10 protein-coding genes are annotated in these 13,796 nt (G+C 67.6%); 2 read left to right on the top strand and 8 right to left on the bottom strand.

What is annotated here, in order from left to right:
- Window positions 1-22 precede the first annotated feature (22 nt).
- Window positions 23-1,219 carry a glycogen synthase gene (glgA, locus tag IEY61_RS16720; protein ID WP_229705962.1) on the bottom strand — a complete coding sequence of 399 codons (1,197 nt, stop codon included), beginning with the start codon at window positions 1,217-1,219 and terminating at the stop codon, window positions 23-25.
- A 71-nt stretch (window positions 1,220-1,290) separates the two neighbouring features.
- On the opposite strand from glgA, the gene glgC reads away from it, so the two are divergent.
- Together glgC and pgm are read left to right on the top strand one after the other, a co-directional pair.
- Window positions 1,291-2,523, top strand: coding sequence for a glucose-1-phosphate adenylyltransferase (gene glgC / locus IEY61_RS16715; protein ID WP_189045297.1), 1,233 nt, complete (start codon window positions 1,291-1,293; stop codon window positions 2,521-2,523).
- A complete protein-coding gene (pgm, locus tag IEY61_RS16710; RefSeq protein ID WP_189045295.1) occupies window positions 2,520-4,163 on the top strand; it encodes a phosphoglucomutase (alpha-D-glucose-1,6-bisphosphate-dependent) in 1,644 nt (547 codons plus the stop codon). Before glgC ends, pgm begins: the two co-directional genes overlap by 4 nt.
- A gap of 117 nt (window positions 4,164-4,280) precedes the next feature.
- Here pgm and IEY61_RS16705 read toward each other — a convergent pair whose 3' ends face one another.
- From IEY61_RS16705 to IEY61_RS16675, 7 genes are all read right to left on the bottom strand, one after another.
- The gene (locus tag IEY61_RS16705) at window positions 4,281-6,155 is read right to left on the bottom strand and encodes a nucleoside-diphosphate sugar epimerase/dehydratase (RefSeq protein WP_189045293.1); all 1,875 of its coding nucleotides are present in this window, start codon (window positions 6,153-6,155) and stop codon (window positions 4,281-4,283) included.
- A gap of 161 nt (window positions 6,156-6,316) precedes the next feature.
- On the bottom strand, window positions 6,317-7,489 hold the full coding sequence (gene wecB / locus IEY61_RS16700; protein WP_229705961.1) for a non-hydrolyzing UDP-N-acetylglucosamine 2-epimerase: 1,173 nt from the start codon (window positions 7,487-7,489) through the stop codon (window positions 6,317-6,319).
- The gene (locus tag IEY61_RS16695) at window positions 7,486-8,715 is read right to left on the bottom strand and encodes a glycosyltransferase (protein ID WP_189045291.1); all 1,230 of its coding nucleotides are present in this window, start codon (window positions 8,713-8,715) and stop codon (window positions 7,486-7,488) included. Before IEY61_RS16695 ends, wecB begins: the two co-directional genes overlap by 4 nt.
- Before the next feature lie 163 nt (window positions 8,716-8,878).
- Window positions 8,879-10,174: a lipopolysaccharide biosynthesis protein gene (locus tag IEY61_RS16690; protein ID WP_189045289.1), complete on the bottom strand. Its 1,296-nt coding sequence runs from the start codon at window positions 10,172-10,174 to the stop codon at window positions 8,879-8,881.
- 89 nt (window positions 10,175-10,263) lie between these two features.
- Window positions 10,264-11,649: a hypothetical protein gene (locus IEY61_RS16685; RefSeq protein WP_189045287.1), complete on the bottom strand. Its 1,386-nt coding sequence runs from the start codon at window positions 11,647-11,649 to the stop codon at window positions 10,264-10,266.
- A gap of 69 nt (window positions 11,650-11,718) precedes the next feature.
- Complete coding sequence (locus IEY61_RS16680; protein WP_189045285.1) at window positions 11,719-12,612, bottom strand: dTDP-4-dehydrorhamnose reductase family protein; 894 nt, start codon at window positions 12,610-12,612, stop codon at window positions 11,719-11,721.
- 40 nt (window positions 12,613-12,652) lie between these two features.
- Window positions 12,653-13,699, bottom strand: coding sequence for a polysaccharide biosynthesis protein (locus IEY61_RS16675; RefSeq protein ID WP_189045409.1), 1,047 nt, complete (start codon window positions 13,697-13,699; stop codon window positions 12,653-12,655).
- Between the last annotated feature and the right edge of the window lie 97 nt (window positions 13,700-13,796).

Below are 13,796 nucleotides of genomic sequence, written 5' to 3'. Positions count from 1 at the left end.
GGCGTTAATAGGGGGCCCCTCCTTACCCGCGCAGGGAGCGGTAGAGGGCGAGGGTGCGGGCGGCGATGGCGTCCCAGGAGAAGTGCTCGACGGCGCGGCGCCGACCGGCCCGCCCCAGCGCCCCCGCGCGGTCCGGATTCGCCAGCAGCTCGTTCATCCGCGCCGCCAGGTCGGCCTCGAAGCGTGCCGGGTCCCGTGGCGTGCCGTCGAGACCGGCCTGGTCGATCGGGACCAGCAGGCCGGTCTCGCCGTCGGCGACCACCTCCGGGATGCCGCCGGTGGCGGTGGCCACCACCGCCGTCTCGCAGGCCATCGCCTCCAGGTTGACGATGCCCATCGGCTCGTACACCGACGGGCAGACGAAGATCGTGGCGTGGGTGAGGATCTGGATCACCTCGGATTTCGGCAACATCGACGCCACCCAGATCACCCCGGAGCGTCCCGCGCGCAGCTCGGCGACCAGCCCTTCCACCTCGGCGGCGATCTCGGGAGTGTCCGGGGCGCCGGCCAGCAGCACGAGCTGGGTGTCGGGCGGCAGGTCGCGGGCGGCGCGCAGCAGGTGCGGCAGGCCCTTCTGCCGGGTGATCCGGCCGACGTAGACCACGCTGGGCAGGGCCGGGTCGATGCCGAGTCGCGCCAGCACGTCGGTGCCCGGGTCCGGGGCGTACTGCGCGGTGTCGATGCCGTTGTGGATCACGTGCACCCGGTCGGGGTCGATCGCCGGGTACGCGGCCAGCACGTCACGGCGCATCCCCGCGCTGACCGCCACGATCGCGTCGGCCGACTCGTACGCCGTCCGCTCGCACCAGGAGGACAGCGCGTAACCGCCGCCGAGCTGCTCGGCCTTCCACGGGCGCAGCGGCTCCAGGCTGTGCGCGGTCACCACGTGCGGCACCCCGTACAGCAGCTTCGCGGTGTGTCCGGCCAGGTTCGCGTACCAGGTGTGGCTGTGCACCACGTCCGCGCCGGCGCAGCCGGCGGCCATCTCCAGATCCACGCCCATCGTGCGCAGCGCCGGGTTGGCGCCGGTCAGGGCCGCCGGTTCGGCGTACGCCCGCACGCCCGGCTCGGTGCGCGGCGCGCCGAAGCAGTGCACCCGCACCTCGGCCAGTCGGCGCAGCTCCCGGGCCAGGTACTCGACGTGCACCCCGGCCCCGCCGTACACCTCCGGCGGATACTCCCGGGTGAGCAGGTCGACGCGCAGCGGGGTGTCGGTCATGCCCGGCACCCTAGTGCAGAAGTGTGCCCGTACGAGTGGTGAAGTGGCACCGGGATGGATAGCGTCTGCTCATGGCTGCCAAGGTGCTCGCGATCGTCCTGGCCGGTGGAGAGGGCAAGCGCCTGATGCCGTTGACCACGGATCGGGCCAAGCCGGCCGTTCCGTTCGGCGGGATGTACCGCATGGTCGACTTCGTCCTCTCCAACCTGGCCAACGCCGGCTTTCTGAAGATCGTCGTGCTGACCCAGTACAAGTCGCATTCCCTGGACCGACACATCACCAAGACCTGGCGGATGTCGACCCTGCTGGGCAACTACGTCACTCCGGTGCCCGCGCAGCAGCGCCGTGGCCCGTGGTGGTTCGCCGGGTCGGCCGACGCGATCTATCAGAGCTTCAACCTGATCTACGACGAGCAGCCCGATCACGTGATCGTGTTCGGCGCCGACCACATCTACCGGATGGACCCCCAGCAGATGGTGGAGGACCACATCGCCTCCGGCGCCGGCGTGACGGTGGCCGGCATCCGGCAGCCGCTGTCCACCGCCGACCAGTTCGGCGTCATCGAGGTCGCCGAGGACGGCCGGCGGATCCGGGCCTTCCGGGAGAAGCCCACCGACGCGGCCGGCCTGCCCGACGCGCCCGACCAGATCTACGCCTCGATGGGCAACTACGTCTTCACCACCCGGGCGCTGATCGAGGCGGTCGAGCGCGACGCGGAGGACAAGACCAGCAAGCACGACATGGGCGGCAGCATCATCCCGATGCTGGTGGAGCGGGGCGAGGCGAACGTCTACGACTTCCGCGACAACGAGGTGCCGGGCAGCACCGACCGGGACCGGGGTTACTGGCGCGATGTCGGGACGCTCGACTCGTTCTACGACGCGCACATGGATCTGATCAACGTGCACCCGGTGTTCAACCTCTACAACTTCGACTGGCCGATCTACACCGAGCAGCCGCCGTACCCGCCGGCCAAGTTCGTGCACCAGTGGGGCGAGCGGGTCGGCCGGGCGGTGGCCTCGATGGTCTCGCCCGGCGCGGTGATCTCCGGTTCGCTGGTGGAGAACTCGATCGTCTCGCCGAAGGTGAAGGTGCACTCCTGGGCGCACGTGGACGGCGCGGTGTTGATGGAGGGTGTCGAAATTGGCCGGCACGCGGTGGTGCGCCGGGCCATCCTGGACAAGAACGTCTACGTGCCCGAGGGCGCCGAGATCGGCGTGGACCTGGAACGGGACCGGCAGCGCTACACCGTTTCCGACAACGGCATCGTGGTCATCGGCAAGGGACAGAAGGTGGAACCATGAGCAGTCATCCCCGGGCCGGCCAGCCGGCCGAGCCCGCCGACCTGGTCGACGTGCCCCGGCTGGTGACCGCCTACTACGCCGAGCATCCCGACCCGGCCGATCCGGCGCAGCAGGTCTCCTTCGGCACCTCCGGGCATCGCGGGTCGAGCCTGCGCAACGCCTTCAACTCCGACCACATCCTCGCGGTCACCCAGGCGCTCTGCGACTACCGGCGGGAGCAGGGCGTCGACGGCCCGCTCTTCCTCGGCCGGGACACCCATGCGCTCTCCGCCCCGGCGACGGTGGACGCCCTGGAGGTGCTCGCCGCCAACGAGGTCACCGTGCTGCTGGACAGCCGCGACGGCTACACCCCCACCCCGGCGGTGTCGCACGCCATCCTCGGCCACAACCGGGGCCGCACCACCGGGCTCGCCGACGGCATCGTGATCACCCCGTCGCACAACCCGCCGGACGACGGCGGGTTCAAGTACAACCCCACCCACGGCGGGCCGGCCGACTCCGACGCCACGAAGTGGATCCAGGAGCGCGCGAACGCGATCCTCGCCGCCGGGCTCAAGGAGGTGCGCCGCATCCCGTACGCGCGTGCCCGCGCCGCCGACACCACCGGCACGTACGACTTCCTCGGCGCGTACGTCGACGACCTGCCAGCGGTGCTCGACCTGGACGCGATCCGCGCCGCCGGGGTGCGCATCGGTGCCGACCCGCTCGGTGGCGCCAGCGTCGCCTACTGGGGTGAGATCGCCGACCGGCACCGGCTGGACCTGACCGTGGTCAACCCGATCGTCGACCCGACCTGGCGGTTCATGACGTTGGACGGCGACGGCAAGATCCGGATGGACTGCTCCTCGCCGAACGCGATGGCGTCGCTGATCGCGATGCGCGCCGACTACCAGGTCGCCACCGGCAACGACGCCGACGCCGACCGGCACGGCATCGTCACCCCCGACGCCGGGCTGATGAACCCGAACCACTACCTCGCGGTGGCGATCGCCCACCTCTTCCGTACCCGTGACCAGTGGGGCCCGGCCGCCGCGGTCGGCAAGACCCTGGTCTCCTCCTCGATGATCGACCGGGTGGCGGCCGACCTCGGGCGCCCGCTGCTGGAGGTGCCGGTCGGCTTCAAGTGGTTCGTGCCCGGCCTGCTGGACGGTGCGGTCGGCTTCGGCGGGGAGGAGAGCGCCGGCGCGTCCTTCCTGCGCCGCGACGGCAGCACCTGGACGACCGACAAGGACGGCATCCTGCTCTGCCTGCTCGCCGCCGAGATCATCGGGGTGACCGGGCGGACCCCGAGCGAGCACTTCGCCGAGCTGGCCGAACGGTTCGGCGCGCCCGCGTACGCCCGCATCGACGCGCCCGCCACCCGGGAGCAGAAGGCGGTGCTCGGCAAGCTCTCGCCCGAGCAGGTGACCGCCACCGAGTTGGCCGGTGAGCCGATCACCGCCATTCTGACCACCGCGCCCGGCAACGGCGCCCCGATCGGCGGCCTGAAGGTGACCACCGAGTCGGGGTGGTTCGCCGCCCGTCCCTCCGGTACCGAGGACGTCTACAAGATCTACGCCGAGTCGTTCCAGGGTCCCGACCACCTGGCTCGCCTCCAACAGGAGGCCCAAAACCTGGTCACCGACGTGCTGTCTGGCTGAGGAGCCCCGACTCCACGCCCGGACGGCGAGCCGGGGGCACGGGCCCGGCTCGACGTCCGCCGCCCGGTCGAAGGGCCGACGCCACGAGACATGGCATCGGCCCCGTACCGGGGAAGATCAGCGGGCCAGCGGTATCCCCGGCACACGCCCGGGAAACGACGCGGGCAGGCTGCCGCAGATTTGGGCGAGCTGGTCGATGACCTTCTCCGGGACGTCGAACGGATCGATCCCACTGACCTCGAGCGGATCCAGCACCGGCACGGGCACGTGCGAGATCAGCGGATGCAGCGGCCGGTGATCATTCTCCCCGTGCCCGAGCAGGTCCTCGTGCAGCTTCTCGCCCGGCCGCAGCCCGGTGTAGACGATCTCCACCGGGGTGGCGGCCTGGGCGATCATCCGGCGCGCCAGGTCGTCGATGCGGACCGGCTCACCCATGTCGAGCACCAGCGCCTCGCCGTCGCGACCGATGTGTGCCGCCTGGAGTACCAGGTGCACCGCCTCCTGCACCGTCATCAGGTAGCGCGTCACGTCAGGATGAGTGACGGTCAACGGCTGGCCTGCCTCGATCTGCCGCTGGAACGCGGTCACCACCGAACCTCGGCTGCTGAGCACGTTGCCGAATCGGACGCTGAGGAAGGTGCCCGGGTAGGTTGCCGCAGCGTGCGCGGTGAGCATCTCGGTGAGGCGTTTCGAGTAGCCGAGCACGCTGATCGGGTTCGCGGCCTTGTCGGTGGAGATGTTGACGAAGCGGGCGACATCCTGGCAGGCGTCGAGCACGGTGAGGGTGCCCCAGACGTTGGTCTTGACCGCCTCACCGGGATGCCGTTGCAGCAGAGTCAGGTGCTTCAACGCCGCGGCGTGGAAGACGATCTCGGGCCGGCGTTCCCGGAAGATGCGCCGGATGGCCTCGTCGTCGCGCAGGTCGGCGAGGATCAGTTCGGAGCCGTCCAGCAGCGCCCGCCCGGTGAGCGACATCTGGAGGCCGTGCAGCGCCGTCTCGTCGCGGTCGAGCATCATCAGCTCACCGGGGTTGGCGCGCATGATCTGCCGGCACAGCTCGGAGCCGATCGAACCACCGGCACCGGTGACGAGGATCCGCCGACCGGTGAGGCCGTTGTCGTCCAACGTCAGATCACCGACCACCTGTCGTCGGCCGAGCAGATCGCCGATCTGGACGTCCCGGACGTCGCTGACCGTGATCCGGTGGTCCACCAGTTCCCGGACCGACGGAAGCACCTTGAACGCCGTACCCGTGCGGAGAGTTGCCTCCCGCATCTGCCGGATCAATGCGGCGTCGGCGTTGGCCACGGCGAAGATCAGGGTCGTCGCGCCGGTGCGGCGAATAGCGTCAGCGACGTCGTGGCGGCCGCCTAGTACGGGGACACCGGCGATTCGCAGGTCCCGCTTGTCCGGGTCGTCATCGAGCGCGCCGACGGGCAGGTAGCGGCCCTTCGGGTCGCTCAGCATCGCGCGTACCAGACCCTGACCGGCCTCGCCGAGGCCGAAGAGCAGCACCGGGGTCGCCGAACGGGCGTCGGGACGCATGGCGCGATCCCGCCGGTGCCGGTGCAGCAGGCGGAAGCTGAGCATCAGCAGCAGGGCCAGAGCGCCACCGACCACGGGGCTACTGGCGGGTATCGGACGGTCGCCGAAGGCGAGCAGCGCGAGTAGAACCGCGGCGGCAGTCGTGGCGGTGGTGCCGGCGAGGCCGCGGACCTCCTCGACGCTACCCAAGGGCTGGCGTCCGGCGTGAGTACGACGGGTGGCGCTGACGCCCACGTGCAGCACGGCGGCCGCGCCGCCGAGCACCAGGGCGTTGATCACCTGGTCGGAACTGAGCCCGTACTCGTATCGCGCCCAACTGGCGACCAGGAACCCGCCCACCCAGGCGAGGGCGTCCGCGCCCAGGAAACCGGCGGTACGACGACTTGCTCTGGCCCGGCTCACGATGACGGATTCCGGCTGCTGCTCGCGGTGTACTTCCGGCGGCATGTAACGACTCCCTGCTCCTGCGCGGCCGAACGAGATGACCTGCGGCAGGTCAGTGGCCACGTGCGTCCATCACCATTTAACTGAGCATCACTCCTTAAGTCCTCTTTTTCATGTTTTTGGACCTGGTATCCGATTGGCTATTTCAGGCGTGGCCAGGAGGCTCAACTTGAGCTGGCCACGCTTTCGCTCCACGGCGCGGGTCGAGGTGCGCCGACGGGCTGGCCTCCAGCCGCCGAGCCGGGATCACCGAGGAACTGTGCCACCACGTCGGCTATGCGTTCTCCGGCCCGGCCGTCCCAGAGGGGAGGTACGGGCAAGCAGGAGGCCTTCTCGGCTGACAGAACCTCCCGTATCGCCGCCGCCAGACCCTCATGGGTCACCAGCCGATTGGTTCCATGCGTGATCGTCACGGGTCGTTCAGTTTCGGGACGCAGCGTCAGGCACGGCACGCCCAGAATCGTCGTCTCCTCTTGCACGCCGCCGGAGTCCGTAACTACCACGTGAGCTCCCCGCACGAGACCGAGGAACTCGATGTAGCCCATCGGTTCGACGACCCGGATCTGGGGATGCCGAAAAAACCCCGCAGCCCTGAGGCGGTCGCGCCCTCGAGGATGCAACGGCACCACGACGATGATCTGGTCGGCCACGTCGTGCATCACCTTGACGAGCTTCGCCGCGTCGTCAGGATCGTCGACGTTGGCTGGTCGGTGCAAAGTGGCCACCGCATACCGCCCTGGTAGCCCCAGCTGTTGTCTGACGGCCGCAGGTTCGAGGAGGTGCAGATTGGCGAGCAATGTGTCGATCATCGGGTTACCGACGAAGAATATCTTTTCGGCGGTGATCCCCTCATTGCCAAGATGTACGAGTGCCTCGGGGCTCGTGGCGAAGAGCAGGTCGGACAACCGATCCGTGACCAGCCGGTTGATCTCCTCCGGCATGGCACGGTTGAAGCTGCGTAATCCTGCCTCTACATGCGCGACGGGAACGGCCAGTTTGGCTGCTACCAGGGTGGCAGCCAGGGTGGAGTTCACGTCGCCGTAGACGACCAGTAAGCGTGGACGGGATGCCAGGATGAGCCGTTCCATCCGCGTCATGATCTCGCCGGTCTGGATGGCGTGACTTCCAGAGCCCACTGCGAGATTCACGTCGGGCGCCGGTAGGCCAAGCTGGCGGAAGAACACCTCGGACATCTGCTCGTCGTAGTGCTGCCCGGTGTGTACCAGCTGCTGTTGTATGCCTCGACTGCCAAGCGCTCGGATGACCGGTGCCGCCTTGGGAAAGTTGGGACGCGCGCCGGTGACGTGCATAACCTGGACCGCGCACCGCTCGCTCATCGCGTTGCTCCGGATGCATTGGCCTGGACCGGCACTGGCCCGACGGCCTCCAACAGCCGCTTCTGCAGTGCGGACGATTCTGTCTCCCAGGTAAATTCTGACTGGCCGGTCCGGTAGCAGTGCTCGGCCATCGCCTGGACTCGAGGTAGGTCCGAGGCCAGTGCGCGTAGTAGTTCAGCGAGTGGTCCGGGAGCGACCGGGACCGACCAGCCGATTCCAAACCGTTCGATTACCGTCCGGTTTTCGGCCAGGTTGCCGGCGATCACCGGCCTTCCGGCGACGACCCCTTCGAACAGCTTGTTCGACAGCGAGTCGTTGGCTGCATCCACCGGCTCGTAGAGCGCCGTGGCGATGTGCGCCCGCTGGATCCGGGCGGGCACCTCGCTGACCGGACATGGGCTCGGCAGCGAGATGTACGACTCGGCTCTGGCGGCTCTGATCCGAGCCAGCAGAGCCTCTCGGTACTCCTGGCTCGCGGGCCCGGTGATTTCCAGTCGTATCCGGGAACCGGCTTCACTGGCCGCGACGACAGCATCGATCAGCGCCTCGATGCCGCGTCCGGTGTAGAGCGTACCGACGCAGGCGATGATCAGCTCGGGGCCTGGTGGGGGCGGCACAAATTCCGGCGCGAAGGAGGCGAGCGGAACGTTGCGAACAACGAGCACATCGTCGAAGCCCAGTTTGCGGAACTCCGCTCCATGGCTCTCACAAACCGCCAGAACCGTCATTGGGGCACGTCGCGCCACCCACCGGAGCAGGACCGGTTCAGCCCGGGAGAACCAGGTGGCCAGCGAACCCGGGGTACGGATGCCACCCGGCCGCTCACGCCCGTTCAGAATGATCTGACTGCCCCAGCGTCGCCGGTGCGCCAAGCCGAGCCAGTACAGGGCGATGTGACCGACAAAGATCGTCTTAGCTGGCGTGGCCAGCACCCGGCGGCGCAGCACCCGCAGCGCTGGAAGGTAGACAGTGAACAGGTTGCGGACCGATGAGCTCAACCGGCGCCGGTCGTCGATGCGGCGTACCGGCACCTGCTCCACCTCGATGCCGTCGACTCGGGACGACCCGGGTTCGTCGGCAGCGCCGTTGCGGCCGACCCGCGCGAGCGTGATGGCGCTAACGGCGCCATAAAGAACGGGCGCTGCTGTCACGGCAATCTTCCGCGTCCTTGTGGAGAGACGAAAGGGCGACAGGTCGCACAGCAGGAGACTCGTCTTGGTGGTCATGCGTAACCAGTTTCTTCTCGGCCCGTCAGTCGCCCATGCGGACACGGCCGCGCGGTAGACGGGATTGGATGCACGCAGGGGCCGGCCCAGCCGGCGACGCCTGGCTCAACGAACCAGGTCGGCGTGGGTTGCGAAGGCCTGGTGGATGCGGCGTCGGAGTGCATCAGTCTCGCGAGCCGCTTGCGAGCGCTGACAGCGCCGGCTCAGGTGTGTCGGCCGGTCGGTGGCGGCGGGCCTGCGTGACCACCCGCAGCGAGAGCAGCCAGCCCGCGGTGTAGACGGCGGCGGCGGACAGTCCGAATGCCCACACCGCCGTCAGGGCCGAGGCACCCGACAGGGCGGTGCCGGCCACTGACGCGACGATCACTATCGCCCGAGCGACGTCCCAGGTCAGTTGTAGGCCCTGGCGCCCGAAGACGACCATGGTCTGGGACAGCGGAGAACTGACGAACTGCGTTGCCGTGAAGATTGCCAGCGCCTGAGCGTAGACGCCGCTGGTGGTCCACGCCGAGCCGAAGACAAGTGCGAACACTGTCGGGGCGCTAAGGCCGATGAGCGCGCCGCCGGCGATGGCAACGAGACCGAGCCGGAGGCTTGTCCGCAGGAACAGTTGCGACGCGCGGGTGCTGTCCGTGCGGGCAACTCGCGCCAACTCGGCCAGATAGACCTGAGCGACTGCCAAGCCGAGCAGCGCGATGGGCAGGGTGAGGATCCGTTGGGTGAACCCGAGCCACCCGGCGACCTCGGCTCCGTAGTAATAGGCGAAGAGCAGGACGGGGAGCTGGAGACCCAGCACGTTGAGCAACCCCGATGGCGCGAGCATCAGGGGAAACCGGTGGTACCGGGCAGCGGCCCGTAACAGCCTGTGCCGACGAACCAGGGTGGGCTTCCCACCAGGATCAGGGCGACGCGCGCCGGACAGGAGGCTGAGCGCACCGGCAGCCTGACCGATTCCCAGACCAAGCACCAGTCCACCGGCACGCAGTCCCGCCGCGCCCGCGCCGAGCTGGGTGAGCAGGGTCACCGCTGCCTGGAGGAAGTTGCGACGTCCTATCGCGTGGTAGCGGCGGTACCGGATCGCTAGTTGATTGAGCACCTGTACCGCGGCCATCGCCGCTGCCGTCCACGGCACAAGCCACAGCCATCCTGTCAGCGCTGGCTGATCGAACGCCGACCCGACCCGGTCACGGCACGCCGCAACCACCAAGGTGCCGATCAGCGCGGTGCCCAGTGCCATCAGCAGTCCAACGGCCACCAGGTCGTGGGCCTCAGAGTCCGGTTCCGGTAGCGGAATCGCGAGTTCGAACCTGCCAGCGGCCACCGCCGCGAGGGCTGCGGTGAGCGTGGTGAGGATGGCGAAGCCCCCGAAATCGGCTGGGCTGTACAACCGTGCGAGGAGGGGTGCGGCGAGCATCAGGAGCAACTGGCCGCAGGCGCTTCCTCCGGCGATACTGAGCACTCCTCGTCGGCTGCCGCTCCGCCAACTCCGGAGGAGGTGGGGTAACGGAGACTTGGCCGGCGATCTGCCGGACTCGGATCGCAAGCCGATCAGGTCCGTCCGGCGAGTTGCCGACCAGATGTTGCTGGCGGCCTGTCTCGACAGGCGTCGAGATGTGACTGTGCGGCGCCAGGCACGGCAGTCGGTCGTGTGTGTGCGGTCCGCTGGCGGTTGCGGTTTCCTATCCGCCCACCCCAGTACCACAATCCCAGATACGCGGCCAGACCGACGTTCAAGGGCGTTTCGATGCCGCCGGCGACCCACGTTCCGAGGACGACGGTGGTCCCGGCGAACCCGACCAGTTGGAGGGAGTTGTACTCCCTGTGCCGAAGGGTGCGTTGAGTGAGGATCTGCAACGACACCCCGAACAGGGCAGCCATGAGGAGAAGCCCGAAGGTGTCGAAGTTGTGGTGGACCGAGCCCCACAACGATGGTGGCGTGGTGCCGCGGGTCGAGCCGTAGATGGTGTAGAAGACCTCCGCGCTCAGGGCACTGCCGCGATGGCTGGGCAGGATGCCGAGCAGGCTCTCCAGCCACTCGCCGCCGTAACGGACCGGTCGCGAGTGGGTGTAGTTGAAGGCCGCGATCCCGGACGCCTGATTGTCGTTCAGGAACCGGTTGCTGAGGTCGGTCAATGCCGTGTGGAGTGGCCCCTCGGTGCTGTTGCGATCACGATTCAGCACGTATGTCGCCAGGATCACCAGCGGCGCCCCGAGCAGTAAGGGCAGTAAGGCAACCGGGGGCAGGTGACGGCGGTGGTGCAGGTATGCGTAGACCACCACCGTGGTCAGGAACATGACCATGGCACCACGTTGGGCGGTTGCCAGCAGCCCGAGCCCAGACAGCCCCAGCAGAACGACCGAGCCGACCCGAGCGGTGAGGCCTCCTCTGGAGAATGACCACACCGCCAGCACGAGCGACAGCGCTGGCAGGATTACGTTCTTGAACTGGTTGACGAAACCTGGGAAGAGATACCGATCACCTGCATACGACTCCAGGCGCAAGGTGGCGATGTCCACTGGTGCGTCACTGAGTTGGCCCTGTAGTCCGAGAAGAAACGCGCTGTATCCGACGGCGAAGAAGTAGGCGATCGTCACCGTGATCGCCACCGCGATGACCACGTAAATAGACCATCTTGGTGCCACCAGTGTGACGGAGTAGTCGGCGAAGCCGGCCCGGCCCGGGATCCGATCGCGCGTGGCCACCAGGCTGGTCGTCAGGCTGGCAACGATGTAGATGGCCACTGCGGCCGCCATCAACTGGACGTAGTACCGCTCGACCTCATCCGAGATGTCCACCAGGCGTGCTGTGCCGTAGAGCATGATCAGTTGACACGCCAAGAATAGTCCATCCGGGCTGAGGATGCCGTACCGGCGGACCGCCACCATGTAGTGGACGGCGGCGAGTGCGAGGACGGGAAGGAGAAGGATGACCATTATGAGTGCTCCGCCTGTCGTGGGCCAGCAAGTCGCGCCGGTCCCTTGCCGGTCGGCGGCGTGCGTGGGTCATCGAGGAGACGTTGACTCATCCGCCCACCGATCTCGGGCGCGCTTGAGGTTGAAGATCATTTCTGGCCAGGCCGGGGGACGGTAACCCGTGGCGTCGGCCAGCGCCTCCGCCGACAACGACCGGTCGCAGACGAAGCCGTCGTACGGCTCGATGTCACCGGTCCACTGGTACGTCGTGGCGATCAGTCGCAGCAGGTCGTACTTGGCGATGGGTGTGGCGGCCACGTGGAACAACCCGGTCAGGTCGGGGTTCGGTAGGACTACTGTCCGCAGCAGCCGGGCGAATTCCACGGTGGTCAGGCCGCTGTAGATCGCCTTGGTGTAGCCCCGCACTGCGGTCTGATCGAGGAACCAGTCGACCAGCGACCGTGCGCTGTCGAGTTCGTGTCCGATGATCGAGGTGCGCAGCGTCAAGGACCCGCCCCTGACGGTCTCACCCAACAACTTCGACCGGCCGTAGAGATCGGACGGATCCGGGAGGTCGCCCTCCGTGTAGCCGCCCTGGTGGCCGGAGAACACACAGTCCGTGCTGATGTGGATGAGCCGAGCACCCACTTCCGCGCACTCTCGGGCGAGATGGTGTGGGAAGAGGGCGTTGATGGAGATCGCCTGGATCGGGTCTTGGGCGTCCGGCCGTTGCTTGATTATCCCGATGCAGTTGACCACCGCGTCCGGCCGCGTCTCGCGGAGCAGACGCCGTATCCCGGTCAGGTCCGACGCTGCTACACCGGTGGTGATCCGGGCGACCAACTCGGCGGGAAAGAGTTCCTCGCGTCCGGCCAGCGACAGCGCAGTGCCGCGGACGTCCAGGTCCGGGCAGTGGCTCAGTTCCCGCATCAGTGTGTGTCCGAGCATGCCGGTGGCACCGAGGACGAGAATGCGTTGACTCATCAAGATTTCTCCGCGCGATTCGGGCCGCCCATCCACCCGGTCATGCCGGCGCCGCCGGCGTCAGTTGGGCAGCGTCGAGTTCAGCCCGAATTTCGGGCAACGTCAGAAGCACGGACATGATTTCGGAAATGTCCAGCCGTCGTGCGTTGTGCGAGTGGTAATCGGTGAGGTGGTCCCGCCCGACATCGCCCTCATCGAAGTACAGGGCGTAGTTGAGGTCCCGGCTGTCGACGGGAACCCGTAGGAACTCGCCAAGATCTTCGGCCCGAGCCAGGTCCTCCCGGCTGGCCAATGTCTCGTACAGTTTCTCGCCGTGCCGCACGCCGAGCACCTCGAACTTGGCGGGAGCGCCGAACAGGTTGCAAAGGGCGATGGCCAGGTCGCCGATCGTGCACGCATCGGCTTTGCGGATGAAGATGTCGCCCGGCTGTCCGTACTGAAAGGCGTGCTCGACGAGTTCCACCGACTGGCTGAGGGACATGAGGAAACGGGTCATCGTCGGCTCCGTCACCGTCGGTGCGAGGCCGTTGCGGATCTGATGGATGAACAGCGGGATCACCGAACCGCGCGAGTACATGACATTGCCGTAACGGACGCAGCAGACCCGAGTGCGAGCCGAGGGGTTGTTCCTGGCCTGTGCCTGGCCGACCTTCTCCATCAGGGCCTTGGTCATGCCCATCGCGTTGACCGGGTAGACCGCCTTGTCGGTGCTGAGGAGCACCAATGTCTCCACACCGTTGCGTTCACAGGCATCCACCACGTTGGCGCTGCCCAACACGTTGGTCCGCACCGCCTCCAGCGGAAAAAACTCACAGGACGGGACCTGCTTCAACGCGGCGGCGTGGAAGACGTACTCCACTCCGCGGCTCGCCTTGACGACGCTGTCCGAGTCGCGGACGTCGCCGACGTAGTAGCGGACGCGTTCATCGCGTATCCGGTGCCGCATCGCGTCCTGCTTGGACTCGTCCCGGCTGAGCACCCGTACCTCACGGGCACCAGCGGCGAGCAACCGGGCGACCATTGTCTGACCGAAGGAGCCAGTTCCGCCGGTGATCAGAAAGCATCGATCAGAAAGCGAGGTTCGCATATGTTCTCCTGCCCCCCCAAGGAAGTGGGAGGGGAGTCGTCGGTTCATGTAAACCGGACCGTACACCCGTATCGGCGGCGACGATGCCACAACTTCG

The organism is Micromonospora sonchi (genome assembly GCF_014646235.1).
GTDB classification, from domain to species: Bacteria; Actinomycetota; Actinomycetes; order Mycobacteriales; family Micromonosporaceae; genus Micromonospora; species Micromonospora sonchi.
Note: the sequence above shows the minus strand (reverse complement) of the source record. Positions and strands in the feature narration are given on the sequence as shown.

Coding starts and splice junctions, on each gene's coding strand:
- IEY61_RS16695 (WP_189045291.1), bottom strand. CDS start 8,715: ATGACCACCAAGACGAGTCTCCTGCTGTGCGACCTGTCGCCCTTTCGT.
- wecB (WP_229705961.1), bottom strand. CDS start 7,489: ATGAGCGAGCGGTGCGCGGTCCAGGTTATGCACGTCACCGGCGCGCGT.
- IEY61_RS16675 (WP_189045409.1), bottom strand. CDS start 13,699: ATGCGAACCTCGCTTTCTGATCGATGCTTTCTGATCACCGGCGGAACT.
- glgA (WP_229705962.1), bottom strand. CDS start 1,219: ATGACCGACACCCCGCTGCGCGTCGACCTGCTCACCCGGGAGTATCCG.
- pgm (WP_189045295.1), top strand. CDS start 2,520: ATGAGCAGTCATCCCCGGGCCGGCCAGCCGGCCGAGCCCGCCGACCTG.
- IEY61_RS16680 (WP_189045285.1), bottom strand. CDS start 12,612: ATGAGTCAACGCATTCTCGTCCTCGGTGCCACCGGCATGCTCGGACAC.
- IEY61_RS16685 (WP_189045287.1), bottom strand. CDS start 11,649: ATGGTCATCCTTCTCCTTCCCGTCCTCGCACTCGCCGCCGTCCACTAC.
- IEY61_RS16705 (WP_189045293.1), bottom strand. CDS start 6,155: ATGCCGCCGGAAGTACACCGCGAGCAGCAGCCGGAATCCGTCATCGTG.
- glgC (WP_189045297.1), top strand. CDS start 1,291: ATGGCTGCCAAGGTGCTCGCGATCGTCCTGGCCGGTGGAGAGGGCAAG.